20 protein-coding genes are annotated in these 26,474 nt (G+C 72.0%); 7 read left to right on the plus strand and 13 right to left on the minus strand.

The genetic code is table 11. The features are described 5' to 3' along the window. Positions 1–18: 18 nt before the first annotated feature. Positions 19–1,023, plus strand: a complete 1,005-nt coding sequence (locus tag ACFPQ9_RS06215; RefSeq protein ID WP_380847755.1) for a DMT family transporter — start codon at positions 19–21, stop codon at positions 1,021–1,023. Then, positions 984–1,484: a YbaK/EbsC family protein gene (locus tag ACFPQ9_RS06220; protein WP_380847758.1), complete on the plus strand. Its 501-nt coding sequence runs from the start codon at positions 984–986 to the stop codon at positions 1,482–1,484. The genes ACFPQ9_RS06215 and ACFPQ9_RS06220 overlap by 40 nt, the downstream gene beginning before the upstream one ends. A gap of 30 nt (positions 1,485–1,514) precedes the next feature. On the opposite strand, the gene ACFPQ9_RS06225 is transcribed toward ACFPQ9_RS06220, so the two are convergent. The 4 genes from ACFPQ9_RS06225 to ACFPQ9_RS06240 all read right to left on the minus strand — a co-directional run bounded on the left by ACFPQ9_RS06225 (position 1,515) and on the right by ACFPQ9_RS06240 (position 5,977). Further along, positions 1,515–2,252, minus strand: a complete 738-nt coding sequence (locus tag ACFPQ9_RS06225) for a 3'-5' exonuclease (RefSeq protein WP_380847761.1) — start codon at positions 2,250–2,252, stop codon at positions 1,515–1,517. Positions 2,253–2,396: 144 nt separating this feature from the next. After that, positions 2,397–3,635 carry an SAV2148 family HEPN domain-containing protein gene (locus ACFPQ9_RS06230; RefSeq protein ID WP_380847764.1) on the minus strand — a complete coding sequence of 413 codons (1,239 nt, stop codon included), beginning with the start codon at positions 3,633–3,635 and terminating at the stop codon, positions 2,397–2,399. Positions 3,636–3,738: 103 nt separating this feature from the next. Beyond that, a complete protein-coding gene (locus ACFPQ9_RS06235; protein WP_465269554.1) occupies positions 3,739–5,076 on the minus strand; it encodes a copper amine oxidase in 1,338 nt (445 codons plus the stop codon). An 85-nt stretch (positions 5,077–5,161) separates the two neighbouring features. After that, on the minus strand, positions 5,162–5,977 hold the full coding sequence (locus tag ACFPQ9_RS06240) for a Tat pathway signal sequence domain protein (protein WP_380847767.1): 816 nt from the start codon (positions 5,975–5,977) through the stop codon (positions 5,162–5,164). A gap of 190 nt (positions 5,978–6,167) precedes the next feature. Here ACFPQ9_RS06240 and glgX point away from each other — a divergent pair, with 190 nt between their 5' ends. The 3 genes from glgX (at position 6,168) to ACFPQ9_RS06255 (ending at position 12,502) form a co-directional block, all read left to right on the plus strand. Then, positions 6,168–8,300, plus strand: a complete 2,133-nt coding sequence (glgX, locus tag ACFPQ9_RS06245; RefSeq protein ID WP_380847770.1) for a glycogen debranching protein GlgX — start codon at positions 6,168–6,170, stop codon at positions 8,298–8,300. Positions 8,301–8,471: 171 nt separating this feature from the next. Continuing rightward, on the plus strand, positions 8,472–10,835 hold the full coding sequence (gene treY / locus ACFPQ9_RS06250; RefSeq protein WP_380847773.1) for a malto-oligosyltrehalose synthase: 2,364 nt from the start codon (positions 8,472–8,474) through the stop codon (positions 10,833–10,835). A gap of 416 nt (positions 10,836–11,251) precedes the next feature. Continuing rightward, positions 11,252–12,502 (plus strand): M14 family zinc carboxypeptidase, encoded by a 1,251-nt coding sequence (locus ACFPQ9_RS06255; RefSeq protein WP_380848456.1) that lies wholly within the window; start codon positions 11,252–11,254, stop codon positions 12,500–12,502. A gap of 58 nt (positions 12,503–12,560) precedes the next feature. Here the strand turns inward: ACFPQ9_RS06255 and ACFPQ9_RS06260 are convergent, their stop codons facing one another. From ACFPQ9_RS06260 to ACFPQ9_RS06270, 3 genes are all read right to left on the minus strand, one after another. After that, a complete protein-coding gene (locus ACFPQ9_RS06260; protein ID WP_380847776.1) occupies positions 12,561–12,974 on the minus strand; it encodes an SSI family serine proteinase inhibitor in 414 nt (137 codons plus the stop codon). Then, entirely contained in the window at positions 12,971–14,341 is a 1,371-nt protein-coding gene (locus ACFPQ9_RS06265; protein WP_380847779.1) for a M14 family zinc carboxypeptidase, read from the minus strand. The genes ACFPQ9_RS06260 and ACFPQ9_RS06265 overlap by 4 nt, the downstream gene beginning before the upstream one ends. Positions 14,342–14,479: 138 nt before the next feature. Then, a complete protein-coding gene (locus ACFPQ9_RS06270; RefSeq protein ID WP_380847782.1) occupies positions 14,480–15,031 on the minus strand; it encodes an FHA domain-containing protein in 552 nt (183 codons plus the stop codon). Positions 15,032–15,215: 184 nt separating this feature from the next. Here ACFPQ9_RS06270 and treZ point away from each other — a divergent pair, with 184 nt between their 5' ends. Continuing rightward, a complete protein-coding gene (gene treZ / locus ACFPQ9_RS06275) occupies positions 15,216–16,961 on the plus strand; it encodes a malto-oligosyltrehalose trehalohydrolase (RefSeq protein ID WP_380847785.1) in 1,746 nt (581 codons plus the stop codon). Between the two features lie 13 nt (positions 16,962–16,974). Here the strand turns inward: treZ and ACFPQ9_RS06280 are convergent, their stop codons facing one another. From ACFPQ9_RS06280 to phsA, 5 genes are all read right to left on the minus strand, one after another. Further along, positions 16,975–17,922: a phosphotransferase family protein gene (locus tag ACFPQ9_RS06280; protein ID WP_380847788.1), complete on the minus strand. Its 948-nt coding sequence runs from the start codon at positions 17,920–17,922 to the stop codon at positions 16,975–16,977. 61 nt (positions 17,923–17,983) lie between these two features. After that, positions 17,984–19,111, minus strand: coding sequence for an aminopeptidase P family protein (locus ACFPQ9_RS06285; RefSeq protein WP_380847791.1), 1,128 nt, complete (start codon positions 19,109–19,111; stop codon positions 17,984–17,986). 107 nt (positions 19,112–19,218) lie between these two features. Then, complete coding sequence (locus tag ACFPQ9_RS06290) at positions 19,219–19,839, minus strand: LysE family translocator (protein WP_380847793.1); 621 nt, start codon at positions 19,837–19,839, stop codon at positions 19,219–19,221. Between the two features lie 72 nt (positions 19,840–19,911). Further along, complete coding sequence (locus ACFPQ9_RS06295) at positions 19,912–20,499, minus strand: PDZ domain-containing protein (protein WP_380847795.1); 588 nt, start codon at positions 20,497–20,499, stop codon at positions 19,912–19,914. A 151-nt stretch (positions 20,500–20,650) separates the two neighbouring features. Further along, complete coding sequence (gene phsA / locus ACFPQ9_RS06300; protein ID WP_380847798.1) at positions 20,651–22,534, minus strand: O-aminophenol oxidase PhsA; 1,884 nt, start codon at positions 22,532–22,534, stop codon at positions 20,651–20,653. A 164-nt stretch (positions 22,535–22,698) separates the two neighbouring features. On the opposite strand from phsA, the gene ACFPQ9_RS06305 reads away from it, so the two are divergent. After that, positions 22,699–24,225: a hypothetical protein gene (locus ACFPQ9_RS06305; RefSeq protein ID WP_380847801.1), complete on the plus strand. Its 1,527-nt coding sequence runs from the start codon at positions 22,699–22,701 to the stop codon at positions 24,223–24,225. Here the strand turns inward: ACFPQ9_RS06305 and cyc2 are convergent. After that, positions 24,218–26,377, minus strand: coding sequence for a germacradienol/geosmin synthase Cyc2 (gene cyc2 / locus ACFPQ9_RS06310; protein WP_380847804.1), 2,160 nt, complete (start codon positions 26,375–26,377; stop codon positions 24,218–24,220). The two genes, ACFPQ9_RS06305 and cyc2, sit on opposite strands and share 8 nt — an antisense overlap. Positions 26,378–26,474: the final 97 nt, after the last annotated feature.

Below are 26,474 nucleotides of genomic sequence, written 5' to 3' on the forward strand. Positions count from 1 at the left end.
CCGGTGCACGGTGGGCGGGTGTCCGACGTCCGCCGTACCGATGCGGTACTCCTCCTTGTCGCGCTCGTCTGGGGTTCCAGCTATCTGTCCGCCCAGACGGCGACCGCGGCCCTCCCCGTCCTGCTCGTGCTGTTCGCCCGCTACGCCCTGTCCGCGCTCGCCTGTCTCGGCCTGGTCGCCTCCCGGCGGCGCGGGACACGCCCGTGGACGCGGGACGAGCTGCGGATCGGCCTGCCCCTGGGGGTGACCCAGGCGGCAGTCCTGGTCGTGGAGACGTACGGCGTCGCCCACACCAGCGCCGCCAACGCCGGCCTCATCATCAGCCTGACCATCGTCCTCACCCCGCTTCTCGACCGCGGCGGCCGCCGTGGCCCGCTGCCCGCCTCCTTCTTCGCCGCGACCGCCGTCTGCGTCCTGGCCGTCGGGCTGCTGATGTCCGGCAACGGCTTCCACGAACCCCGTCTCGGCGACCTGCTGATGCTCGGTGCCGCGCTGATCCGGGCCGTGCACGTCGCACTCGTCGGTCGCCTCACCGCCGGGCGGTCCGTGCGCCCGTTGCAGCTGACGACCGTGCAGACCCTCGTGGGCACCGTCCTGTTCCTGCCGGTCGCGGCCCACGACCTGCCGACGCTGGTCCGCTCCGACGCCGCGACCTGGGCCCAACTCGTCTATCTCGCCCTGTTCTGCAGCGTGTTCGCCTTCCTCGCGCAGACCTGGGCCGTGCAGCGCACCTCCGCCAGCCGGGCCAGCCTGCTGCTGGGCACCGAGCCGGTCTGGGCGGTCGCGGTGGGCGTGGCCCTCGGCGGCGACCACCTCACCCCGCTCACCGGCCTCGGGGCGGCCCTCATGGTCGCCGGCACCTACTGGGGTCAGGCGGTGGAACGCGCCCACCGACGCGCACCGGCACACCGACCACCCCCGCCCGACACCTCCGACACGCCAGGCAGCCCCGACACCCAAGACACTCCCGGCAAGGACTCCGCATGCCCGAGCACGCCCACCACGACACTTACGACCACCTGATCGCCCTGCTCGACTCCTCCCACGTCGAACACCGCCTCATCGACCACGAGCCCGAGGGCGGCACCGAGGCCGTCTGCGCGCTGCGCGGGCACCCGGCCTCGGAAGCGGCGAAGTGCATCGTGCTGCGAGTCAAGGTGGACCGGCGCACGACACGTCATGTCCTCGCGGTCGTGCCGGGAGACCGGCGGGTGGACCTGGACGCCGTGCGGGCGCTGTTCGGCGCCCGTTACGTCGGCTTCAGCGACCCGGAGACGGCCGAGCGGCTGGCGCATGCCGTCCCCGGCACGGTCCTGCCGTTCAGCTTCGATCCCGACCTGGAAGTCGTCGCGGATCCGGACGTCGTCGCCCAGCCGAAGCTGTACTTCAACGCGGCCCGGCTCGACCGCTCGCTGCTCATCTCCGGCGCTGACTACGAACGGCTGGCCAAGCCCCGCATCGAACGCATCGCGGCGAGGGCATAGCCCCGCCACAGCCCGCGAAGAGGCACCTTCTCAGACCGTCTCGCCCGCCACGGTCTCCGCCGCCGGCTCCCGCAGCGGCCAGGTTCCGTCGACCACCGCGGTCGCGTCGCCCTTGCGGCGCAGGAAGCTCTGGAAGTCCGCCGCCCACTCGGCGTACCACTCGATCTGACGGAGATGCAGCTCCGCCGGGCCGAGGCCCGCGATCTTGGGGTGGCGGGCGGCTATCGCGCAGGCGAGCCGGGCCGCGGCGAGGGCGTCGGCGGAGGCGTCGTGCGCGGAGTCGAGGACGACGCCGTACTCCTGGCAGACCGCTTCGAGGTTGCGCTTGCCGCGGCGGTAGCGGTCGGCCCAGCGGTCGATGGTGTACGGGTCGATGACCGGGGCGGGTTCCCGGCCGCCCAGGCGGTCGCGCAGGGACGGCAGTCCGTACCGACGCAGTTCCGCGGAGAGCAGGCTCAGATCGAAGGCGGCGTTGTACGCGACGACCGGTACGCCCGTGTTCCAGTAGGTGACCAGGACGTCCGCGATGGCGTTCGCCACCTGGTCGGCGGGGCGGCCCTCGGCGGCCGCGCGTTCGTTGCTGATGCCGTGGACGGCGACCGCGTCCGCCGGGATCTCCACGCCCGGGTCCGCCAGCCACTCCTTGTGCCCGATGGGCTGCCCGTCCCTGACCTCGATCACGGCGCCGGTGACGATGCGCGCCTCGCGCGGATCCGTACCGGTCGTCTCCAGGTCGAAGCCGATCAGCAGCTCACGGTGCCAGCCCATGGGCGGTCCCCCTTCTTGGTGGTGCGTTCCCCCAGTGGTCTCCACCTTCCCATGTGCCACTGACAATCAGAGGACCGCATTCCGCTTGTGCGCCCCCAAGGCCGGGGGACGGTCGTGGGCAGCCGTCGGCCACCTCGGGACAGTTCAGGACACCGGCCGCGAATCCGCCCACATGAGTTCGAACTCCTCGCGATAGGTCGGGAAGAGCCCGCCTTCGTCGATCCCGTCCGACTTGACCACTCTGTGCCCGTTGCGCAGCACCAGCACCGGCGCCTCCAGCCCGCGCGTCCGCCGCAGATAGCTCTGTACGACCGCCACTCCGTCGGCGCCGTCACCGTCGACGAGGTACGCCGTGAAGCGGGGCGTCTCATCGAAGACCTGGATCTCGAAGGCGCCGGGGTCGCGCAGCCGGGACCGCACCCGGCGCATGTGCAGGATGTTCATCTCGACCGCGCGGCTCAGCTCGCCCCGCTTGATGCCGAGTTCGCGCTCGCGCCGCTTGACCGCGCTGGAGGCCGGGTTCAGGAACAGCAGCCGCACCCGGCAGCCGGACTCGGCGAGGCGCACCAGACGGCGCCCGGAGAAGTTCTGCACGAGAAGGTTGAGGCCGATGCCTATGGCGTCGACCCGGCGGGCGCCGCCGAAGATGTCCTCGGCCGGGAACTGGCGCAGCAGCCGTACCCGGTCGGGGTGCACGGCGACCACGTCGGCGTAGCGGTCGCCGACCAGGTCCTCGACCGCGTCGATGGGCAGCCGGCGCGCCGACGGCACGTCGCCACTGCCGCCGAGAACCTCCAGCAGCCGCGCCGAAGCACGCTCGGCCTGGTTGAGGACCGCCTCGGACAGGGCCCGGTTGCGCGAGACGACGTTGCGGCTCACTTCGAGTTCGTCCAGGGCGAGTTCGACGTCGCGGCGGTCGTCGACGTACGGCTCGAAGCACGGCCAGTGCTGCACCATCAGCTCACGCAGCTGCGGCAGCGTCAGAAAGCTGAGGACGTTGTCGTCGGCGGGGTCCAGCAGATACCCCTTGCGGCGGCTGACCTCGCGTACGGCGACCGCGCGCTGCACCCACTCCTGGCCGGCCGGGCCGGCCGCGGCGACGACCCACTCGTCGCCGTGGACGGGTTCGTAGATGGGGCGCAGAACAGCGGCCACGACCGCGCGCAGCCGCTGCTCGACGAGGTTCAGCCAGATGTAGGCCCGGCCCGCTCGTTGGGCGCGCGTACGCACCTCGCGCCAGGCGTCGGGGTCCCAGTCCAGCTCCGGGCCGATGGAACTCGTCTCCATCGGCCGGGCCAGGGACACCGTGCCGGGTGGGACCTCTGTGGAGTTCCCCTCGTGACCCTCGTCACCAGGGGGCAACTCCAGCCCTCCCGAGCCCACCCGCGCACCGCCTTCCGCTCCCCCGAGCACTCCCCGTCCCAACGATCAAGGAAGGGTACTCCGGGAGCGGTGGGCGGTGCAGCCGGATGGACAGGGTCGTTTCTCAACTACGAGGCTGCCAGTGCCCGTTCTGCCAGGCGAGCTCGCTCGGAGTGAGCGGATTCATAGCCGTCACATCACGCGGGACAATGGAGAATCCCTGCCAGTGGACGGGCATGGGCTGCTGGTCCTCGTCCCGGGCGATGTGGTGGAAGCCCACGTTCATCCAGGTGATCGGGTGCTTGAGGGCCTGGCCGCCCACCCACTTGTCCACGGACTTGGGGTGGCCGTTGCCGCAACCGGGGTTGTTGGTCGCGAACTTCTCGCACTTGTCGTACTCGGTGAAGTACACGTCGTGCTTGGTGAAGCTGCGGCCCGGGTACTTCGTGGTCGCGCCGGGGACGATCTCGTACGAGCGCGCGTGGCCGTCCTTGTTCTTGCCGGTCGCGCTCACCATGCGCCACCAGCGGTAGGCCTTGGCGTCGCCCGCGAGCTCCTTGCCGACCTTGGTGACGGTGGTCTTGGTCTTCGGGGCGCGGTCACCGGCGGCGGGCGCGGTCACCGTCGAGTCGTACTGCTCGACACGGTTCTTGGTGGAGCCGTCCAGGCCGAAGTCGAGGCGCCAGAAGACGTTGTGGCTGTGGCTGGTGGCCTTGGCCCGGTCGCCCTTGCCGATGGGCCAGCCGCGGCCGTCGCCGGCGTCGTAGTCGTCGTACGACAGGCTTCCGGTGGCGCCGACGTTCATGGTGACCGTGCCGTCGTCCTGGAAGCGCCACTCGGTCATGTACTCGTACCAACCGACCTGGTTGACCGTGTAGACGAGCAGGTCCTTGCTCTGGGCCTGGTAGACCTTGTTTGCGGTGTCGCCCTGCATACGGTAGGCGTGTCCCCGCGCGCGGGTCGTGGTGCACAGGCCCTTGACGTTCGGGTCCTGCCAGGCCTCGGGGACCTTGACGGTCTTGATGGTGCCGCCGGGACACTCGCCGGGGTCGAGGTTCATCAGGCCCTGCGCGAAGCCGAAGCCCGTCAGGTCGTCGTACTCGACGCTGCCGTCGTCGTACGGGACGTGGATCTGGCCGAGCCGGGCGCTGTTGAGGACCTTGATCGGCTTGGTCTCGCCCTTGGGCTGATAGGAGATCTTCTCCAGGACGAGCCCGGCCTTGCCGTCGTAGCGCCAGCACATCCGCCAGGTGGTGCCGCCGGTGAGCTTCTGCTCGATGCGGTAGGCGGCGCTGCAGTCGGCGGCCGGGGCCGGGGCGTTCTTCGGCTGGGCGGAGGCGGGCCCGGCGCCGGTGGTCGCGCCGGCGGCCAGCGCGGCCAGGGACACGCCCACGGCGGCGCCCCTGCGGGCACGGCTCATTCTCCGCGGCCCGAGGCCGCTGTTCGAACTCTCTACGCGCATGAAGAAGTGACTCCCTTACAGGAGGTGCAAGTACGTGAGGTGCAGGTATGTGGTGTGCGAGTGGGAAAAGCGAACCGAGTGCGGCTCAGCGCAGGTCGAGCTTGGCGACCTTGCGGGCACTCAGGTCGATCACGAAGGAGCGGGCGTCGATCCAGGGCCCGTTCTTGACCTTCGGGAACAGCCGCACGCAGCGGTGTTCGCCGCACTTGTCGAGCACGGCGGGCTGGGCGCCCGCAGTGGCGCGGTACACGGCGCCGTTGAGCAGGAGCTGCTCCGGGGAGGTGAGCTCCTTGTCGGTGGCGTCCTTGAAGTCCGCCTTCATGTCCGCGCCCAGCGGGTCGGCGATCAGGATCTTCGCCGCCTCGGCGTACTCGTCACGGCTCAGCGGCGGCTGGACGCCGTGCTCGGTGGAGGTCTCCTCGACCTTCCCGGTGTCGAGATTGACGGTCCTGGTGACGAGCGCGTCGGACTTGTAGTCGTAGAACGACACCTCGGCCCGGCGCGGCGCGCTCGCGCCGCCCTGCTCTCCGGCTTCCGGCTCGGCGAGGTCGACGCCGAGGCGCTGCGGTCCGCGGCCGCCGTCGACGTCCTCGCCGGCGCTGCGCATCTGCGGGCTCGCCGCGAGCTGTGCGGCCCGGTCCATCTCGTCGTCGGTCAGCGGGTCGGTGCCCGTGCCCTTGTCACCCTCGTTCGGGGCCTGTTCGACGACGCCCGGCGGCACCGCGCCGGCACCCTGCCCCTGGGCGGCCTGCTGAGCCGCCTGGCCGCCGTTGTTCCCTCCCGTTTCGTCGGCCCCCGCCGTCCCCGGCAGGGTGATTCCGACCATCACGGCCGTTCCGGCCACCGCGATGGCCGCACCTGCCACCACCTTGCCCAGATGGCGGTGCACTATCTTGCGCACATCTTCCCCCTACTCCCCGTACGTCTCCGGGAGTACGAATCGGCCCACCGGTACGCCCTTGCCGGCGTACCCGCGTCTGCACTGGTCGCCCGCTAAGAGGGACGTAAGTCATAGGTGGTTCCATCACTTTCGGGGAGACTCGACGTCAAGGCGCCCCCGGCGGCGCGCTCCAGCTGAAAGAGTCGTGTCCATGCAGGTCTGGCCTGGAGAGGCATATCCACTCGGTGCCACCTACGACGGCGCCGGCACGAATTTCGCGGTCTTCACGGAGGCCGCGGACCGAGTAGAGCTGTGTCTGCTGCACGACGACGGCTCGGAGACGGCGGTGGAACTGCGGGAGAGCGACGCCTTCGTGCGGCACGCGTACGTGCCGGGTGTCATGCCGGGACAGCGCTACGGCTTCCGGGTGCACGGCCCGTACGCCCCGGAGCGGGGTCTGCGCTGCAACTCCGCGAAGCTCCTGCTCGATCCGTACGCCAAGGCGATCAGCGGCTCGATCCGCTGGGGCGAGGAGGTGTACGGCTACCACTTCGACGCGCCCGACCGGCGCAACGACCTGGACTCGGCGCCGCACACGATGTCGTCGGTCGTGGTCAACCCGTACTTCGACTGGGGCGACGACCGCCGTCCGCGCACCGAGTACCACCACACGGTGATCTACGAGGCCCATGTGAAGGGCCTCACCATGCGCCACCCGGGGCTGCCCGAGGAACTGCGCGGCACCTACGCCGCCCTCGCGCACCCGGCGGTCATCGAGCACCTCACCGAGCTGGGTGTGACGGCGCTCGAGCTGATGCCGGTCCACCAGTTCGTGAACGACCACCGCCTGGTCGACATGGGCCTGAACAACTACTGGGGCTACAACACCCTGGGCTTCTTCGCCCCGCACAACGCGTACGCCTCCTGGGGCGACCGCGGTCAGCAGGTCCTGGAGTTCAAGTCGGCGGTGCGCGCGCTGCACGAAGCCGGCATCGAGGTCATCCTCGACGTGGTCTACAACCACACCGCCGAGGGCAACCACCTGGGTCCCACGCTGTCCTTCCGGGGCCTGGACAACCCGCAGTACTACCGGCTCACCGACGACCCGCGCTACTACATGGACACCACGGGGACCGGGAACTCGCTGCTCATGCGGTCCCCGCACGTCCTCCAGCTGATCATGGACTCGCTGCGGTACTGGGTCACCGAGATGCACGTCGACGGATTCCGCTTCGATCTCGCGGCCACCCTGGCCCGCCAGTTCCACGAGGTGGACCGGCTGTCGTCGTTCTTCGACCTGGTGCAGCAGGACCCGGTGGTCTCCCAGGTGAAGCTGATCGCCGAGCCGTGGGACGTGGGCGAGGGCGGCTACCAGGTGGGCAACTTTCCGCCGCTGTGGACCGAGTGGAACGGCAAGTACCGCGACACCGTACGGGACCTGTGGCGCGGCGAGCCGCGTGCGCTGGCGGAGTTCGCGTCGCGGCTGACCGGCTCGTCCGACCTGTACCAGGACGACGGGCGGCGCCCGCTGGCCTCCATCAACTTCGTGACCTGCCACGACGGGTTCACGCTGCACGACCTCGTCTCGTACGACGACAAGCACAACCACGCCAACGGCGAGGACAACCGCGACGGCGAGAGCCACAACCGCTCCTGGAACTGCGGCACCGAGGGCGAGACCGACGACCCGGGGGTCCTCGAACTGCGCGCCCGCCAGATGCGCAACTTCGTCGCGACGCTGATGCTGTCCCAGGGCGTGCCGATGATCAGCCACGGCGACGAGTTCGCGCGCACCCAGCGCGGCAACAACAACGCGTACTGCCAGGACAGCGAGCTGGCGTGGGTGCGGTGGCCCGAGCACGGGGACGACGACGCGGACGGCCTCCCCCGCGAGCTGCTGGCGTTCACGCGCGCGATGGTGTGGCTGCGGCGGGATCATCCGGTCTTCCGCCGGCGGCGCTTCTTCCACGGGCGGCCCGTCGAGGGCACGCACGACGACCTGTCGGACATCGCCTGGTTCACTCCGCAGGGCAAGGAGATGATCCAGCGGGACTGGGACCGGGCGCAGGCGTCGGCGCTGACGGTCTTCCTCAACGGCAACGCGATCTCGGAGCCGGGGGCGCGCGGGGAACGCATCGCGGACGACTCGTTCCTGCTGATGTTCAACGCCTCCCCCAAGACCCTCGACTTCGTCGTGCCGGTCAATCACGGCCGTCAGTGGCAGGTGGTCGTCGACACCGCCCGCGCGGACGGGGTACCGCCGGGGACAGGGGCGAAGGTGCAGGCCGGCGACCGGCTGACGCTGGTGGACCGCAGCCTTACGGTGCTGCAGCGGCCGGTCTAGGACGGCGTGCCCGGCCTCCGGTCGGGCACGCGCGCGTGGAGGTGGCCTTCGGCGGCGCGTCCGGCGTACGCCTCCGGGCCCACCGTCGCTTCCGTGCCCATCACTCCCATGGTGGGCCCACGTGGAGGGGACGATGACACCAAGGGCGGCAGGGCGGGTACGTACGTTTCCATGACACCTGAGCGACCTGACCCGATGGTGCCGACCGCCACCTACCGGTTGCAGCTGCAGCCCGCGTTCCCGTTCGGGGCCGCCGCGGCGGCCGTGCCGTATCTGGCCTCGCTCGGCGTCTCGCATCTGCATCTGTCCCCCGTCCTGGAGGCGGTTCCGGGCTCCGGGCACGGATACGACGTCGTGGATCACGCGCGCGTGCGCGAGGAACTGGGCGGCGAGGAGGGGCTGCGCGCGCTGGCCCGCACCGCGCGGGAGCACGGTCTGGGCCTGGTGGTGGACCTCGTGCCGAACCACATGGCCATGTCCCCGCGTCACAACCACGCCCTGTGGGAGGTGCTGCGCGAGGGCCCCAAGTCGCCGTACGCGCGCTGGTTCGACATCGACTGGGAGGCGCAGGGCGGCCGGGTGCTGCTGCCGGTGCTGGGGCACCCGCTCGGCGAGGAACTGGACCGGCTGGAGGTGGACGGCGAGGTTCTGCGCTACTACGACCATGTCCTCCCACTGCGCGAGGGCACCGCGGAACTGCCGCTGCCCGAGCTCCTGGACGCCCAGTTCTACCGCCCGGTGTGGTGGCGGCTGGCCCGCACGGAGCTGAATTACCGGCGGTTCTTCAGCATCTCGGAACTGATCGGCGTGCGGGTGGAGGACCCGGAGGTGTTCGACGCCACGCATGCGAAGATCCTCCAGCTGCTGCACGAGGGCGTGATCGACGGGCTGCGCATCGACCACCCCGACGGCCTCGCCGACCCCGACGGCTACCTCCGGCAGCTGCACGAGGCGACCGGTGGGCGCTGGACCGTCGTCGAGAAGATCCTCTCGGACGGTGAGCAGCTGCCCGCCTCCTGGCCGGTCGCGGGCACCACCGGCTACGACGCCCTGCGGCACATCGACGGCCTGTTCACCGACCCGGCCGGCTTCGGTGAACTCCTCGGCCTGTACCGGCGGTTCGCGGCCCCGCAGACGGACCGCGGCGGCGACTGGGAGGCGACGGTGCGGCGGGCGGCGTACAAGGTGCTCACGCACGAGCTGGCCGCGGAGGTCGACCGGCTGACGCGGGTCGCGAGCCGGGTGTGCACGACGTCCCCGGAGCCCGCGCTGCGCGACCGGGCGCCCTGGGCGCTGCGGACCGCGCTCCAGGAACTCCTGGTCCGGCTGGAGGTGTACCGGCCCTACTCTTCCGGTGACGCGTCCCGTGTGGTCACCGAGGAGGCCGCGGCCGAGGCCCGGCTCGCCTTCGTCGTGCCCGAGGAGGCCGGCGCGGTCGACGTCGTACGCGATCTGGTGCTCGGGCGGGCCGGGGACGGGCCGGACGAGCTGGAGTTCCGGACGCGGTTCGCGCAGACGGCGTCGGCGCTGCGGGCCAAGTCCGTGGAGGACACGGCGTTCTACCGCTATGTGCCGCTGCTGTCGGCGACCGAGGTGGGCGGGAACCCGGGGAGCCCCGCCGTCCCGCCCGAGGAGTTCCACGCGTACTGCGCGCGCGTGCAGCGCGACTGGCCCGCGACCGGCACCGTCGTGTCGACGCACGACACCAAGCGCAGCGCCGACGTACGGGCCGCACTGGCCGTGCTCACCGAGTGCCCGCAGCGCTGGGCGGACGTCCTGGCCGAGGTGACTCGCGACGGCGAGGGCGTGCCGGACGCGCAACTGGCGTGGGCCGCCTGGCAGACGGTGTTCGGGCTGGGCGAGGCGGCCGTCGAGCGCGTGCAGGGGGCGCTGCTGAAGCATGTGCGCGAGGCCGGGCTGTTCACGTCCTGGACGGAGCAGGAGCCGCCGTACGAGGAGGCGGTGGCGGCGTTCGTCGCGGCGGGCCCGTGCGGGGCGCCGGGCGAGCCGGTGGCGGCCTTCCGGAGCCGTCTGGAGCCGCACATCCGGGCGAACCTGCTCGGCATGGCGCTGGTCCACCTGACGATGCCGGGCGTCCCGGACGTCTACCAGGGCACGGAGGGCGAGTACCGGGCACTGGTCGACCCGGACAATCGCAGGGCCGTGCACTTCCCGCACGAGGACCCGGGCGACAAGGGCGCGGTGACGGCGGCGGCGCTGCGGCTGCGCTCGCGGCGCCCCGAGGTGTTCGGTGACTCGGCGTCGTACACACCCCTCACCGCCCAGGGGCCGGCGTCCGGTCACTGTGTGGCTTTCGTGCGGTCCGGAGCGGTCCTCACCGCCGTGACGCGGCTGTCGCTGCGGCTGACGCGGTCGGGCGGCTGGCGCGAGACGCTGCTGCCGCTGCCTCCGGGGCGGTGGGCGGACGTCCTTGCCCCGGAGCGCGAGTTCAGTGGGCACGCGCGCGTGGAGGAGCTGTTCGAGCGGCTTCCGGTGGTGCTGCTGGAGCGGGTCGGGGACGGGTCGTCGGAGTGAGGGGTGGGCGCGGGCGGTGGCCGACGGTCGTCGAGTGAGGGGTGGGCGCCGGCGGTGGCCGGTGGGGGCGGCCGTGCGCGCTCCGGGCGTGCACGGCTCTCACGCGCGCCGCCGGTACCTGCCCGCGACCGGCTCGGGCCCGCGCACACGCCGGAGGGTCGTATACGACGATCGGCGCACGGTGACGAGCGGGCGAGGCGGCCCGCACTCCCATGCGCCCGGCGCCCATAAGCGCAGGCGGACGCCGTATGGTCCACCGCCCGGACAGACCCGGCACTCCCCCTGAAACCGACCGCCCCGCCCTGCCGGCGTCGAATGCAACTGGGCGCCCCCGGGAGGCTCCCCCGTCAACTCCTTGACACCTAAACCAGACCATGGGGTACTGCGGATTGCGAAGCCGGGCGGACATGACGGGGGTGAGTCTCCTGCCGGAGCTGCGCTACCCCTCCCTTGCCGAACTGGTGCTGTCCGCCCGTGCACTGGCCGCCCACCGACCCGCCCTGTGCACCCTGAGACAGGTGGGGCTCTCCCGGGCCGGCAGACCCCTGCATCTGCTGTCCATCGGCCAGGCCCGGCGCGCCGTCCTGGTGGTCGCGGGGGCACACGCCAATGAACCGACCGGCGGCCCGACCCTCCTCGCCGTCGCCGAACGGGTGCTGCGCGAGCGGGAGTTGCGGGCGGACACCTCCTGGCACTTCCTGCTGTGCGCCGATCCCGACGGGGCGAGCCTGCATGTCACCCCGGCTCCCCGCACCCTGTTCGACTACCACCTCGGCTTCTTCCGGCCGGCGGCGCCCGAGCAGCCGGAGTGGGCTCCGGCCGCGCTGCCGCCGGGCCGGCTGCCGCCCGAGACGCGTGCGCTGACCCGGGTCATCGACGAGCTGCGGCCCTATCTCCAGGTGACTCTGCACGGCACGGATCTGGGCGGCAGCTGGGTGCAGTTGACCAAGGACGTCCCCGGGCTCGCGGAGCCGTTCGCGAAGTCGGCGGCGGAGCTGCACATCCCGGTGGAGACCGGCGCCTCGGACGCGGCGGGCTGGCCTGCGTCCGGACCCGGGGTGCATGTGATGCCGGCGCCGGGCGCGGGCGCGGCGTACCCGAGCATGCCGGACGACGCGCGCAGCAGCACCTGGTACCACGTGCACCGCTACGGCGGGCTCACCGCGGTCGTCGAGGTGCCGATGTGGGCGAGCGACCTGGTGGACGACCCGGCGCCGCATCCCGACCCGGCCGGGGCGATGCGCCGGCTGGCGGCCCGGCTGCGGCGGGACGCGCGGGAGGTGGAGCGGGTGCTGACCGAGGCGCTCCCCCGGCTGGACGGCGTCGACGGGCCCCTGTTGCGTGCCGCGACGTGGGCGCTGGAACTGGTGCCGGGGCTGGCCGCCGACTGGACGCACACACCGCCCGCCGACGACACGATGGCGTACGTGGGGAGCGTGGACGCCTTCGGGCGCCGGCTGCCGCTGCGGGCGGCGGCCATGCTGCTGCGGGTCCTGCACGAGACCGACGACAGCGGGGCACAGCGCCTGGAACACCTCGTGGCGACCTGGAGCGACGCCTTCGCGGAACGTTTCCGCGCCCGCTGGGTGCCCTTGGAGCACCAGGTCGAGCACCAGTCCCGCACGGTCGTCGCGGCGGCGCTGCACGCGCGCGGGAGGGCGGCCTGAGTGAGCCGCCGCACGCGCGCGTGCGGCCCTGTGCCCTGGCAACCCGTGAGGTTCGGCGTCAGCCGTCCACAGCGAACACCGATCCCGTCTGCGTCGCCAGCCCGCACCCGTTGGAGAAGGTCTCCCTGTAGTCGACCGGGTGCCCGTTCCACTCCCCGCGCGCGTGGGCGGTCACCGGCGCGTAGATCATGGGGCAGAAGGCGTCCTTCTGCCGGAGCCGGCTGATGTCGCCGCCCACCCGGTCGAGGTCCGCGCAGGCCTCGGCGGCGTGCGCGTGACCCTGCGGCGGGTCGCACAGCAGCAGGGTGCCGGGCGTCCCGCCGTGGCGGCCGTCGCCGCGGGTGACCGTGACGAAGAGCCAGTTGCCGGTGTCGGAGTCCTGTGCCGTCGCCGGTGGCGTGGTCGCGCCGAGGGCGAGGGCGGCGGCTGCCGCGAGCAGACCGCCTCGTACCGCTGAGATGCTTCGCGTCATTCCCGGTGTATCGGCACGGCGGCCCCGGCATTCCACCCCGGCTCACCCGAACGGGAGCACGCGGGTGCGTGGCGTCCGGCGAGTTCGAACGCGGCGAGGACCACCCGCGCCTGGTACTCCACCTGGCGGGCGACGGGGATCCAGCGTGCTCCGCAGCCGTCCCGGTAGTCGTCGCACCACTCGTCGATGAGCCGGTCCAGCTCCGGCAGCGCCCCGGCCGGATCGCGTCCGGCGGCGGTCACGAGCTGGTGCAGCAGCCCTGCGGTGCGCAGGGCGAGCCGCCGTCCCGCGATGCGCAGGGCGGCGAGGTGGGCGGTGCTGAGGGGCGGGAGGGGATGGGCGCCGACGGGGTCCTCGAGGTCGGGGTCCCAGGTGTCGGCGAGTCCCGGGCAGACCAGTAAATAGTCGTCGACCGGTGCGAGCAGCCGGGCCGTCTCCGGCCCGGCCGGAAGGTGCGGGCGTATGCGCTCCAGCAGTCGTTGCAGGACGCCGGTGTCATGGCGGAGCGTGTGGCTCACCATCCGCAGGACCGTTTCCTCATCTGCGGGGCGCGCCCCGTCCTCCACCGCGGCGACACCCCACATCGGGGCCTCGACGACCGCCGTGACCGTGCCGTGCCGGTGCGGATGGAACCAGGTCGACTCCACGGCCGCCTCGGTGATCGCTGCGGCCAGATCGCCCCGGCGGGGCCTGGGGATCCGGTAGACGGCGGGTCCGAGCTCCGGCCAGTACAGGGTGTCGTAGGGGCCGAGCTCGCGTGGGATGCCGAGGCGGGCCGCGGAGTGCGCGACGCGCTGGGCGAGGCCGGGCAGGTCGTGGGTGAGCTCGACGAAGCCGCCGCCGACGTCGACGCCGTGCAGCGAGCACTGCAGGAAGGGCCGCAGTTCGTCCTGGAGGTCGAGCAGGGCGCGGGTCTCGGGCAGCGTGACGGCGTCCGCGCCGTCGGGCAGCCATTCGGGCTGTTCCAGGAAGCCCGGCCGGAAGAAGTGCCGGAAGTAGCCGCCGAGGGCGTACGGGCCGCGCAGCCAGCCCTCGTTGCGGCGCAGGCCGTCGGGGTCGAGGCACAGCAGCAGGTTCCAGGTGGCGTCGGCGCCCTCGTGCAGGCGGGGGTCGGCGAGCACCCGTTCCGCCAGCCGCAGCACGGTGCCGCCGCCGACCGGCTCGTTGGCGTGCGGGCCCGCCACGACCAGGGCCTGCCGGCTGCCGTGGCCCACGGACAGCAGCCACAGCGGTGTGCCCGCGCGGGACGTGCCCACACGGCGCAATCGGGTGTCACGGGGGCGGCGGGCGACGAGTGCGGCCGCCCGGGCGCCGAGCTCGTCGACGGTCAGGTAGCGGAGGAGTGGCGGCAGGGCACACCTCCACAATGTGGTGCCGTCGGTTCACCTGGTGTGCATGGTGTACGCACAGTCAGTCACGAGTTGTCGGGTACGTCAACACCGTGAAAGGCAAAGGGACTTACCTCGACAGATCCGGTCGAGCGCCGGTACGGGCCGCCCGAGGGCTCAGTGCACGTCCAGGCGGAACGACATCCGGCCGAAGCCGACCTGGTCGCCCTCGCGGACCATGACGGCGCCGATGACCCGCCGCCCGTTCACCGTGGTGCCGTTGGTGGAGCCGAGGTCCCGCAGGACCCAGAAGCCGCCCTGATGGCTCAGTTCGGCGTGCACCCGGGACACCGTCTCGTGGGTCAGCCGCAGTCCGTTGGCGGGGTCGCGGCCTATGCGCAGCGGATGGCCGCTCGTGGGGTGGGGCAGCAGCAGCTTGGGCAGCCGCTCGGCCTGCCAGGCCCTGCGCAGCCGTACGGTGAAGCCGGAAAGCGCCTCGACGGTGCCGAACACCACGCGCGACAGCCGGCTCTCCGAGGGCAGGTCGGCGGTGAGCACGGCGAGCTCGTCCGCGCGGCGGGCGGAGAGGGCCAGTTCCATGCGCCGTACGAACGTGTCGTGCGACAGCCGCCCCATGGCGACGCCGTCACGCAGCACCTTCAGCGCCTTGTCGCGCTCCGCGTCGGAAAGCCGCGCGGGGTACGTGTTGAACTCGAAAGACGACGTCACGGTGCTGATTGTCGGTCAGTGGACCCCGGGTGTCCAGAAAACGGGGAAACGGCCGCCGCGCGCGCGTGCCCGGCCGGGCCGCCGCGACACCCGCCGCAAAAGGGAAGATTCAAAAGCGGATTGATCTCGTTTGAAGCACCATGGACGGGCTACATCACGGTGAGCAGACGAAGGGGAACCGTCCGTGCAGTTCGAGGTGTGGGCACCGAAGGCCGACCGTGTGGCACTCCATTGCGAGGGCGCCACGCGCGCGTTGGAGCGCGATCCCGATCGCGCGGGATGGTGGTGGGGGGAGGCAGAGGCTCGGGACGGAACACGGTACGGCTTCGCGCTCGACGACGGTCCCGTGCTGCCCGATCCGCGCTCGCTGCGGCAACCGGAAGGACCGGACGGGCTGAGCGCGGTCGTCGACCACGACACCTACGCATGGCGTACCGAGTGGGCGGGCAGGCCGCTGCCCGGCGCCGTGCTGTACGAGCTGCACGTGGGCACGTACACCCGCGAGGGCACGCTGGACGCGGCCGCCGAGCGGCTGGAGCATCTGGCCGAACTGGGCATCACACATGTCGAGTTGATGCCCCTGAGCCCGTTCCCCGGGCGGCACGGCTGGGGCTACGAGGGTGTCTCGCTGTGGGCCGTGCACGAGCCGTACGGCGGCCCCGAGGCGCTGAAACGCTTCGTCGACCGGGCGCACGAACTGGGCCTGGGCGTGGTCCTCGACGTCGTCCACAACCACTTCGGCCCGTCCGGCAACCATCTGCCCGTCTTCGGCCCCTATCTCACGGACACGCATCAGACGCCCTGGGGTGCCGCCGTCAACCTGGACGCGCCCGGTTCGGACGAGGTGCGCGCGTATCTCGTTCAGAGCGCGCTGGCCTGGCTGCGGGACTACCGGATCGACGGGCTCCGGCTGGACGCGGTGCACGCGCTGAAGGACACGCGCGCGTGCCACTTCCTGGAGGAGTTGTCGACCGCCGTCGACGCGCTCGCCGCCGACCTGGGCCGGCCGCTGTCCCTGATCGCCGAGTCGGACCTGAACGATCCCCGGCTCATCACCGCGCGCGAGGAGGGCGGCCTCGGGCTGCACGCGCAGTGGAACGACGACTTCCACCACACCCTGCACGTGGCGCTGACCGGCGAGTCCCAGGGCTATTACGCCGACTTCGCGCGCGCCCCCATGGCCGGCCTCGCCAAGACCCTGACCGGCGGCTACTTCCACGACGGTACGTTCTCCAGCTTCCGGGGCCGCCGGCACGGGCGCCCCCTGGACCGTACGCGCGTCGCGGCGCACCGCCTCCTCGGCTACGGCCAGACCCACGACCAGGTCGGCAACCGGGCCCAGGGCGACCGGCTCGCGGCGACGCTCTCCCCCGGCCTGCTGGCCTGCGCGGCCACGCTCACCCTGACCGCGCCGTTCACGCCGATGCTGTTCATGGGCGAGGAGTGGGCCGCGGGGACGCCCTGGCAGTTCTTCACCGACCACACCGATCCGGAGCTCGCCGAGGCGGTACGGCGCGGCAGACGGCGGGAGTTCGCGGCGCACGGCTGGGCCGAGGAGGACGTGCCCGACCCGCAGGACCCGGCGACCCGGGACCGCTCCTGCCTCGACTGGTCCGAGCTCGACGGCGAGCCCCACGCGCGCGTGCTGGCCTGGTACCGCCGCCTCATCGCCCTGCGCCACGAGCAGCCCGACCTCACCGATCCCGACCTCGCCGACACCAAGGTTGCCTACGACGAGCGCGAGCGGTGGCTCGCCTTCCGCCGCGGTGACGTACGCGTGGCCGTCAACCTCGCCAAGGAGCCGGCCGCGATCCCGCTGGGGCCGCGCAAGGCGGACGTACTGGCGGCCTGGGATCCGGTGGAGGCGCCGGGCGCGGACGGGGTGCTGCAGGTGCCCGGGGAGTCGTGCGTGGTGCTGCTGCAGGGCTGAACCGGGGCGGGTTCTAGAGCTCGTCGTCCCCTTCGTCGTCCTCCCTGAGCTCCGTCACGCGCTCCAGCAGGATCGCCTCCCAGGCGTGGTGCAGCTGTGTCCGCAGCTGTGCGAGGGGTGTCCCGCCCTTGCCGTCGAGACGGGCCGCGAGGTGCAGCACGGTGTCGCAGCGGGCCAGCCACAGGCCGCGCAGACAGGGGCGGGCGCCGTAGCCGGCGAGGGTGGCGGCGCGGACGGCGGCCGGGGAGCCGACGGCACGGGCAAGGCCCGCGATGTCCTCGGCGGGGTCACCGAGGACGGTGTCGGCCCAGCCGAGGACGCCGCGCACCCGGCCGTCGGCGCTGACGACGAGGTGGTCGCCGGTGAGGGCGTGCTGGACGAGGACGGCGGTGCCGGGCTGGGCGGCGAGCTGTACGGCGGCCGGCTGCGTGAGCTGGCGCAGCCTGGTGGCGTCGAACTCGTCGGCGTCGGCCAGCCGCGCGGCGGCGCTCTCGGCGCTGCGGCGCAGGGCGTCCAGCGGACGCTGTGCGGCCCGCGGCACGCCGAGCGTCTCGGCCTGCCGCACCGGGACCTCCCGCAGCCCCGTCAGCAGCCCGGCCAGGTCGGCCTCCCCGACCGCGGAGACGTCGTGCTCCGCGCCGGACCCGCCGGGGACCTTGGTGTCCAGGGTGTAGCTCAGCCCGGGCGCCCACTCGCCGTAGGCGACGCTCGTCGGCACCGTGACCGGGACGTGCGACCGGACGAGGTCGCGCAGGCGCAGTTCGCGGCGCAGGCGTGCGGCCGCCTCGCGGTCGCGGGCCAGGCGCAGCACATGGCGGTTGCCGACCCACCAGGTGGCGGGTTCGGCGCCCGGGACGGCGGGCCGGACCTCGGGGCCCGCCGAGTCGTCCACGCCCTCCTTGAGCAGGGAACGGACCAGTCGGCGGACGGTGTCCGCGGTGGGTGTCGGTGCCTGGGTCATGGTCGCGCCGTTGTCGCTCGGGGGTCTACGGGGGCTCCGTGCGCCGGGATCGGTCGGCGGGTCAGCCGACTATGACCAGCTCGCGGGTCGTGTCGTTGAGCCGCCGGCCGCCGTCCTCGGTGACCGTCACGATGTCCTCGATCCGCACTCCGAAGCGGCCGGGCAGATACACCCCGGGCTCCACGGAGAAGCACATGCCGGGCACGAGCGGCTGCTCCTCGCCCTCGATCATGTACGGCGGCTCGTGCGTGGTGACGCCGATGCCGTGACCGGTGCGGTGGATGAAGTACTCGCCGTATCCGGCGTCCGCGATGACCGCGCGGGCGGCCCGGTCGACCTCCTGGCAGGCGACGCCCGGCCGCACCGCCCGGAAGCCCGCCTCCTGGGCCTCGCGGACCAGATCGTGGACCCGGCGCTCCTCCTCGGTGGGTTCGCCGACGTGGACCGTGCGGGAGGTGTCGGAGCCGTAGCCGTCCTTCAGACCGCCGAAGTCGAGGACGACCATGTCGCCGTCCTCGATCAGCCGGTCGCCCACCTCGTGGTGCGGATTGGCGCCGTTGGGTCCGGAGGCGACGATCGTGAAGTCGACCTGGGAGTGGCCGAAGCGGCGCAGCAGTTCGGCGAGGTCGGCGGCGACCTCGGACTCACGGCGACCGCCGAAGGGAACCTTCCGGATCTCCTCGAACGTTGCGTCCGCGGCCGCACCCGCGGCCGCCATCAGCTCCAGTTCGGCGGCGTCCTTGACGGCGCGCAGCATCGGCAGGGCGTCGGTGAGGGAGGCGTACGAGGTGCCGGGCAGCGCCCTCTGGAGTGCCAGCAGGTGCATCGCCCAGGCGTTGTCGCTGATGCCGAACCGGCCGCTCGCGTCGAGGAGTGCGGCGGAGGCGGCATAGGGGTCCTTGCCGTCGGTCCAGTCGCGCAGGGTCAGGCCGGGCGCGCCGGAGGCGTGCGCGGCGTCCGGGGCCTCCAGGGCGGGGACGACGAGCACGGGATCCCGGCCGGGGACGAGGACCAGCAGGGTGAGCCGCTCGGTCTCGGCGGTGGGCGCGTAGCCGGTGAGCCACACCAGGTCCGGGCCGGGCGCCACCAGGAGCCCGGCGAGGCCCGCGTCGGCGGCCGCCCGCGCGGCGCGCTCCATGCGGGCCCGGTAGTCGTCCGCGGTGAAGGGCGCGGGTGCGGTGCCGGTCATCCGGGCCTCCCTGGGTGCGTGAATGCACTACGGGCAGCATCCTGCCCGGACGCGCGGGGCGGCGCGAGCCGGTCGGCGGGACTCGCGGACGGCTGCTCCGGCACGGCTCAGCCCTCCAGCGCCATACGGACGCCGAGGAGCAGCAGCACGCCTCCGGAGACCTGCTCCAGACGGCGCCGCACGCCCGCGCGGGACAGCACGGACTTCAGTCTCCCCACGAACCACACGTACAGGCCGTAGTAGCCGACCTCGTAGACCGCCCACAGCGCCGCGAGGCCCACCATGGCAGGCAGGTGCGGGGCACCCCGCGGCACGAACTGCGGCAGGAACGACATCGCGAAGACGGCCGCCTTGGGGTTGGCGAGGTTGAGCAGCAGCCCGCCTCGGTAGGAGGCCCAGCCGCTCTTCGGCGCGCCCTCCCAGGCGCCGCCCTCGCCGCCCTGGGCGCGCCGGGCCTGCCGCAGCGCCTGGATGCCGAAGCCGACGAGGACGACCGCGCCGACCACCCGCATCATGTCGTACGCCACCTCGGAGGCCGTCAGCAGCGCGGTCAGGCCGAGGGCGGCGACCACGCCCCAGACGAAGACGCCGGTCTCGTTGCCCAGCACGGTCAGGAAGCCGGAGCGCCTGCTGTGCAGCGACTGCTTGATGATCAGCACCGTGCTCGGGCCGGGCGAGGCGGCGATGAGGGTGCACGCCCCCAGGAAGGCGAGGAGAGTGGTCGGCATGGGGTCATCGTGGCCCTGCCGGCGGTTCGTGACCAGTGGTTTTCAGGGACTGCCGGACGGACGCGGGGGCGGTCAGGTGAGGACGCCCGGGACCACCGTCAGCTGCTGACGGCCACCGTCGCGGTGGCGCACCGTCAGGGTGACGTCGTCGCCGGGGCGGGACCCGGCGACGGCTCGCGCGAGGTCGGCGGCCGATTCGACGCGGGTCCTGCCGAACGCGAGGAGCACATCGCCCCGGACCAGGCCGGCCGTGTATCCCGGCCCGGGGACGTGCACGCCGACGACCAGGGCGCCCGGCTCGTCGTCGTCCACCGCCTCCACGCCCAGGGTCGCGTCGATCGCCGGGGACGCCGAGGCGACCGGCGGTGTCGAGGAACCGGGATGCGCGGAGGTGGCCGGGCTCCCGGGCGCGCTCGGCCGGGCCTGCTTCTGGAGTTCGGCGAGTCTGCTCATGCCGATCACCGTGGCGCCCAGGGTGCCGAGGCCGACCCCGGTCAGGACCAGGACCGTCCCGGCGAGCAGGGCGCACAACAGGGTGGTGTGCCGGCGGCCACGGCGCCGGGGCGCGGCATGCGGACGCCGTACGCCGGGTTCGGTCGTCTCGCCTTCGCCGGGCCCCTGACCAGGCATGGGCTTGGGTCGCAACGCAGTCTGTTCCATCGGATCGCCTCCGGCTGGTGACTACCCTTCGCACCGGCGCACAACGAGCCACGATCGAGTGAGACTGACCAGTGGTCAGGAACGGGAAGTCCGTCTCCTCAGGGCACCGGGGGTGTCACGCGCGTGCGTGCCGGCCGACTGCGGTGTGCCGTCAGCCCTGGTGTCCCGCCCCGTGGCCGCCGTGACCGGCACCGTGGTCGAACTTCAGGGCCTGCGGGGGCATGACGACGAAGGGGCGCATCATGCCCATGTCCTCGTGTTCGAGGAGGTGGCAGTGGTACATGAACCGGCCGTACGCCCCGTCGAACCTGCCCATGACGCGCAGCATCTGGTTCCCGGGCACCCGGAAGACGTCCTTGTGGCCGAGTTCGTTGGGCGCCAACGGGATCGTGGTGCCGGCGTCGTGGCGGATCGGGACGCGGGTGCCGCCGATCGCCGGGTCGAAGCCCAAGACGTCATAGGCGTCCCGGCCGAGCAGCTGGAAGTCGGCCAGGTGGATGTGCATGGGGTGGACGATCGGCGCGAGGTTGAGGAAGCTCCACTGCTCGTGGCTGCCCTCGGCGATGGTGAAGCCCAGACCGTCGTTGAACGTCCGGGCCGTGCGCCGGTAGGTCTTCGTCCTCCCGTCCGCTCCGGTGACCTGGATGACGCCCTCGGTGGGGACCTGGATGTCGCCCGGATGCTCGACCTGCGTCATCTCCCAGATCTCCGGGTGGCCGCCGCCTCCCTTGGTGGCGGGCGGGGTGAGGACGACCAGCCGGTGGCCGTGCTCGATGTCGTGGGTGAGCCGGCGGAAGGAGCCGGAGAGCACCTCGGGCAGCTCGAAGGTGTCCGTCTCGCAGCTCTCGCGGACGCGGAACTCCATGACTGCCGGATAGCGCACGTCACCGGCCGGGTCGGACACGCCCGGCGGCTGGTTGCGGCCCTTGTTGACCAGGCGGAGCCGCCGGCCCGCGAGACCACGGAAGTCGACGAGCAGGTCGAAGCGCTCGGCCGGCGCCGCGGTCAGCGTGGGCAGCGCGCCGTCGAAGTCGATCGGGACCGGGCGCGGCAGCAGTCCGCCGTCGCTGCCGATCTGGTGGACGATGCCCGGGACCGGAGTGTCGTCCTCGTCGACCAGGACGAGGTCGTAGATACGCGCGTTGGACGCGTTGACCAGCCGGAAGCGGTACCAGGCGTCGTCCACGTCTGCGTACGGCCAGATGCGGCCGTTGACCGTGCTGTACGGGCCGGTGAACGGGAGGGAGACCGGCTTGCCCGTCTCCGGGTTCTGCTGCTGGACGATCACCGTCTTGTGCAGCAGCCGCCCGTTGAGCCTGCCGTCCTCGTCGGTGTCGAGGTTGCGGTCGGCCAGCAGCAGCGGGATCTCCCGCTCCCCGCACGGCAGCCGGAGGGCGTCCTCCTCGTCGTCACGGACGAGGTAGGTGCCGTACAGGCCCGTCATCACGTTCCACCGGGTGATGTTCATGGCGTGGTCGTGGTACCACCACTGGACCGCCTGGTGGTCGTTCGGGTACTCGGAGAGCTGGGCGTCGCCGGAGCCGACCGCGTTGTCCGCCCAGCCGTCGTTGCCGCCGCCCGTCTGGGCGCCGTGCAGATGGGTGACGGACCAGGCGGGCAGCGCGGCGACGTCCTTGTTCGGCTCGACGCCCTCGCGGCCGGGCTCGGTGGTGGACTGCGGACGGCCGTCGGTGCGCAGCGGCACCTCCACCGCGGTGACCGGGTACTCGCCGTCCTTGGGAATGCGGTTGGTCCAGGCGATGCGCACGCGCTGTCCGCGCCGCACCTCGATGGTGGGGCCAGGCACCTGGCCGTCGTACCCCCACATCAGGGTCGGCGGCAGCTGCGGGTGCAGGCGCACCCAGGTCGGGCGTAAGGCGATCTCGGTCTCCTGCAGGACGTCGTCGGACGTCGGGCGCAGGACGGGCGGGACGGTCAGCGGGGCGACGTACGGCGTGAGTTCGCCGGTGTCGAGCGGCTGCTCCTCCTCCGTCTTCCTGTCGCTGTCCGTGAGCCTCTCGATGATGTCAGTCAAGGTCGAACACCCCCGTGTGTTCTCGTTGTCTGTTCCCCTCACCCCGGAAGACTCCCGCCGCACCGTCGAAGTTCCCTGATTGTCCCGTTCCGGACGGAAAGTTTCCGAGACCTCATCCGGAAGTGGGAAGTCCGTTGTCAGTGGCGGCTGTTACGTTCTGTGACATGACCGATCGCGCGCTGCGGATGCTCCGGCAGGACCCCCGGCTGGCCGGACTGGCCGCCTTTCCTTTCCACTTCGACCTCGCCCGAGCGGCCCACGGACATGTCGAGGAGGTCCGCCTCGCCTCGGGCCGGCCGCTGGAGGTGGTGGCCGGGGACGACACCGGTGGCACGTACTTCGTGTGCGCGGACGGGTCGGTGCTCTACGCCGACTCGGAGGGCGGTGCCGGCGTCCTGGGGTCCAGTGTCGAGGTGGCCCTCGACATCGTGACGGGGCTGCCGGGCTGGCACGACTGCACGGGTCTGTCGCCGGAGGACGGCGAGGAGAAGATCCTGGCGTGTGTCGCACAGAGCGAGGAGGAGATCCGCGAGTACCACGGCATCGACGAGGAGCGGGCCGAGCTCCGTGCCGCGCTGGGCTTCCCGGAGCGTTCGGCGGTCGAGCTCGTCGGCATGCTGCATGCCGCGCTGTCGCGCACCGAGCCGGACTTCGTGCTGCTCAACGCCGAGGAGGGGTGCGCCTACGAGCTGATCGGTCCGCCCGCCCCCGCGCTGTGGGAGCCGGTCCTCGCGGCCGGCCGCGCCGATCTCGCCCTGCTGCGGGCGGACGACCGTACGGCGTGGGAGGAGGTCGCTGAGGATCCGGTGCGGCGGCGGCTCGCGCTGCGGGCGGCGCAGTTCGACCGCGCGGACGACGACTCGGGGCTGCTGCGGCATCTGCTGCGGCACGAGGCGCGGTCCTCGATGACGGACGAACTACGGCTGGCAGCCGTGCTGGTGGGGCTGCGCGGAGACACCGGGGACCTGCCGTTGCTGCACGAGGTGCGGCAGACGGACTTCGACACCGCTTGCGGCCTCGGCGAGATGCCGGAACCCGGCGCGGAGGCGGACGAGTTGCGCCAGTGGGCGCGGGAACTCGACGACTCGATGTTCGGCACCGACCCCGCCGACGAGCCGGTGTCCACCTGGACCGACCTGGCCCGCGACCAGGGCATGACCGAACTCGCCCGGGTCGCCCTGATCCGCGAGCTGGACGGGATCGTGATGGACCAGAGCAGACTGCGCCGCCCCGACGCGCCGCGCGGCCTGGCCACCGCGCCGCTGCGTGCGCTGGCCCGGGACTTCGAGGAACTCGACGACCACACCCAGGCACTGCGCGCCCAGCGGCTGTACGCCGCGTTGCAGGAGTCGGCCTGGGACCGGGTGTCCGCCCGCCTGGAGCAGACCCGTCTGGAGCGTGTGGCCGGTCAACTGCCTGAGGCCGTAGGTACGTCGGCGGCCCTGCGGGACACCCTGGCCGCGCCCGGGGACGACACCTTGCGGCACTGGGAGTGCGTGAACCTCGGCCGCTTCATCGCCGAGGAGCACTACCGGCTCACCCGCGCCCTGGCCGACGCGGACCACCCGGAGGAGGCCCGCGCACTTCTCGCGGCCGCCGACGCGATACTCGGCGAGCTCTCGGAGAACGCCGCGAACGGCGTACGGGAGCTCGCCGAGGAGACCGCGGCGCGGGTGCGGGAGATCAGCTGAGGACCGGCACTGCGGGTCCGCGGTCCGGCAGGAAGCCGTGGGCGCGGCGGGCCAGGTACTCGGCCTTGTAACGGTCGACCTTCTGATGCCAGTTCAGGATGCCCGCCAGCCAGTTCTGGAGGTCCGTCACGTAGTTCCGCATGACTTCCCTGGCCTCTTCCGAGAGCCCGAAATCCTCGTACACGATCGGCAGTTCGTGCGCGGCCACGTGCTCGAACTGCTGCATACGCTGGGTCATCAGGTCGTGGACGACGTCGAGCGCAGTCGGGTAGTCGATGCCGAAGAAGTTCTGCACGACGAGGATCGCGTTGTGGATCTCGCCCTCGTACTCGATCTCCTTCTGGTACGAGAAGACGTCGTTGAGGAGGCACGCGTAGTCGATGGCGGCGTTCTCCAGTGAGCGGACGGGTCCGCTGCGGTACACCTCCGGCGGTACGGCGGGGCCCTGGCCCATCCGGCACAGGCTGAGGGTGAGGTCGGAGCCGAAGGTGGCGCGGCGCATCTCCAGGTAGTCGACCGGGTCGGGGATGCGGTTCTGGAGCTGGTTGGACAGCTCCCACACCCAGCTCTCGGTCATGACGTCCACCGAGTCCTTCAGGGAGCGGCGCTCGTCGGGTGTCATCTCCGCGGTCGTACGCGCCCACAGGTCGATCAGGCCGCGCTCCATGCCGTTGGCGGGGACGAGCGCCGGCTCCCCGTCGACGGGCATGCAGTCCGACAGGCGCCGTGTGGTGAGCCGGGCTGCGGCCAGGTCGCGGCGTTGCCCGAAGACGAGGGGGTAGTAGTCGTCGCCGTAGGTGCCCCAGGCCAGCCACTGGGCGCTGAGGTCGAGCGCCTCGGGGGTGGCATCGGGGTCCAGGCCCGCCGAACACAGCGCGAGGTCGTAGGCGGCGAGCTTGTCCTCGTCCCAGACGCCCTCCTGGAGCATCCCCATACGGTGCATCCACTCGGTCAGGCGTCCCCGGGAGGCTGCCAGATGCGGGCTGAGTTCCACCTGGAAGGGCATGTGGAAGTCGGGGAGCAGGGAAGGGCCGACCTTCTCGAACGGCACGTGCGTGTACGCGCGCAGTCGTTCGGCCCCGGCCGCGGCGAGCAGCGCGCCGACATCGGCGGCGGAGGTGCCGGGGCCGGTCGGACCGCGCCAGGGCTCGGTGGGCCGGGCACGCGCGTTCATGTACCTGCTGGAGCGCATGTGCCACTCGTGGCCGCCTGACTGCCAGTCCTGGAGTCCCCGGGTGTACGCGGCGACCGCGGCGACCTCCTGGGGGGTGAGCCCGTTCTCCAGCGCGACGGCGGGGACCTCGGTGAGGGCGGTGTGCTCGAACTGGTGCAGCCGGGAGGTGAGGACGTCGTTGACGATGTCGGCGGCCTGCTGGGTGGTGCAGCCGAAGAAGGTCTCCAGGACCAGGACGCCGTTGCTGAGTTCGCCCTCGTCCTCGACCTCGCGCTGGTAGGAGAACAGGTCGTTGCGCAGGTGCACGGCGTCGGAGAACGTCTCCATCAGCACCCTGAGCGGCCTCGACTCGGCGACGGACGCGGGGACTTCGGCGGTCGCGTACTCCACGAGGCCGGAGGACCAGGGGGCGCCGCCGACCTTGCGGCGCATCTCGATGTACTCGACGGGGTTGGCGATACGCCCCTCGTTGATGTTGGACAGCTCCCACAGGGACTCGTTCAAAAGGTGCTCGGTGGCGACGGAGAAGCGGCGGCGCCGGTCGGCGGACATCTTGGGCACCGTGCGTGTCCACAGGTCGGCGAGACCGGCCTCGACAGGATTCTGCGGCTCCGGCATCGGGGTCGACGGATCCATCGGCATGAACAGCGGCAGCCGGTCGAGATAGGCCTTGCCGCCGACGCGGTCCTGGGTGCGCTTGAAGATCTCCAGGAAATGGTCGTCGAAGAAGAAGACCCACACGTACCAGTCGGTGATGAGGGAGAGCGCGGGGCCGTCGCACTCGGGGTGGGTGTAGGCGCAGAGCAGGCCGTAGTCGTGCGCCTCCAGGTCGGCCTGCTCCCAGATCCCGGACCCCTCCAGCATGCCCATCTCGCGCGCCCACGCGGCCGAGTGGGCGCGCGCCTCGTCGACATGTGGGTTCAGCCGCGCGGGATACGGCATGTAGAAGTGCGGGAGTTCGAAGGGCTGGTGCGTCATGGCCGGGCCCTACCCCCGGGCTCCAACGGGCATCCGCGGCGCAGGACATGATCACACCATCGCGTGAATGAGGGGTGAATCCGGGAGTTCTCGGCGG

The organism is Streptomyces coerulescens, assembly GCF_042657965.1.
Lineage (GTDB): Bacteria > Actinomycetota > Actinomycetes > Streptomycetales > Streptomycetaceae > Streptomyces > Streptomyces coerulescens.

Excerpts from the sequence above, each read along its gene's own strand:
- ACFPQ9_RS06220 (WP_380847758.1), top strand. The coding sequence starts at position 984 with ATGCCCGAGCACGCCCACCACGACACTTACGACCACCTGATCGCCCTG.
- ACFPQ9_RS06225 (WP_380847761.1), bottom strand. The coding sequence starts at position 2,252 with ATGGGCTGGCACCGTGAGCTGCTGATCGGCTTCGACCTGGAGACGACC.
- ACFPQ9_RS06235 (WP_465269554.1), bottom strand. The coding sequence starts at position 5,076 with ATGCGCGTAGAGAGTTCGAACAGCGGCCTCGGGCCGCGGAGAATGAGC.
- glgX (WP_380847770.1), top strand. The coding sequence starts at position 6,168 with ATGCAGGTCTGGCCTGGAGAGGCATATCCACTCGGTGCCACCTACGAC.
- treY (WP_380847773.1), top strand. The coding sequence starts at position 8,472 with ATGACACCTGAGCGACCTGACCCGATGGTGCCGACCGCCACCTACCGG.
- ACFPQ9_RS06260 (WP_380847776.1), bottom strand. The coding sequence starts at position 12,974 with ATGACGCGAAGCATCTCAGCGGTACGAGGCGGTCTGCTCGCGGCAGCC.
- ACFPQ9_RS06280 (WP_380847788.1), bottom strand. The coding sequence starts at position 17,922 with ATGACCCAGGCACCGACACCCACCGCGGACACCGTCCGCCGACTGGTC.
- ACFPQ9_RS06285 (WP_380847791.1), bottom strand. The coding sequence starts at position 19,111 with ATGACCGGCACCGCACCCGCGCCCTTCACCGCGGACGACTACCGGGCC.
- ACFPQ9_RS06290 (WP_380847793.1), bottom strand. The coding sequence starts at position 19,839 with ATGCCGACCACTCTCCTCGCCTTCCTGGGGGCGTGCACCCTCATCGCC.
- ACFPQ9_RS06295 (WP_380847795.1), bottom strand. The coding sequence starts at position 20,499 with ATGGAACAGACTGCGTTGCGACCCAAGCCCATGCCTGGTCAGGGGCCC.
- ACFPQ9_RS06305 (WP_380847801.1), top strand. The coding sequence starts at position 22,699 with ATGACCGATCGCGCGCTGCGGATGCTCCGGCAGGACCCCCGGCTGGCC.
- cyc2 (WP_380847804.1), bottom strand. The coding sequence starts at position 26,377 with ATGACGCACCAGCCCTTCGAACTCCCGCACTTCTACATGCCGTATCCC.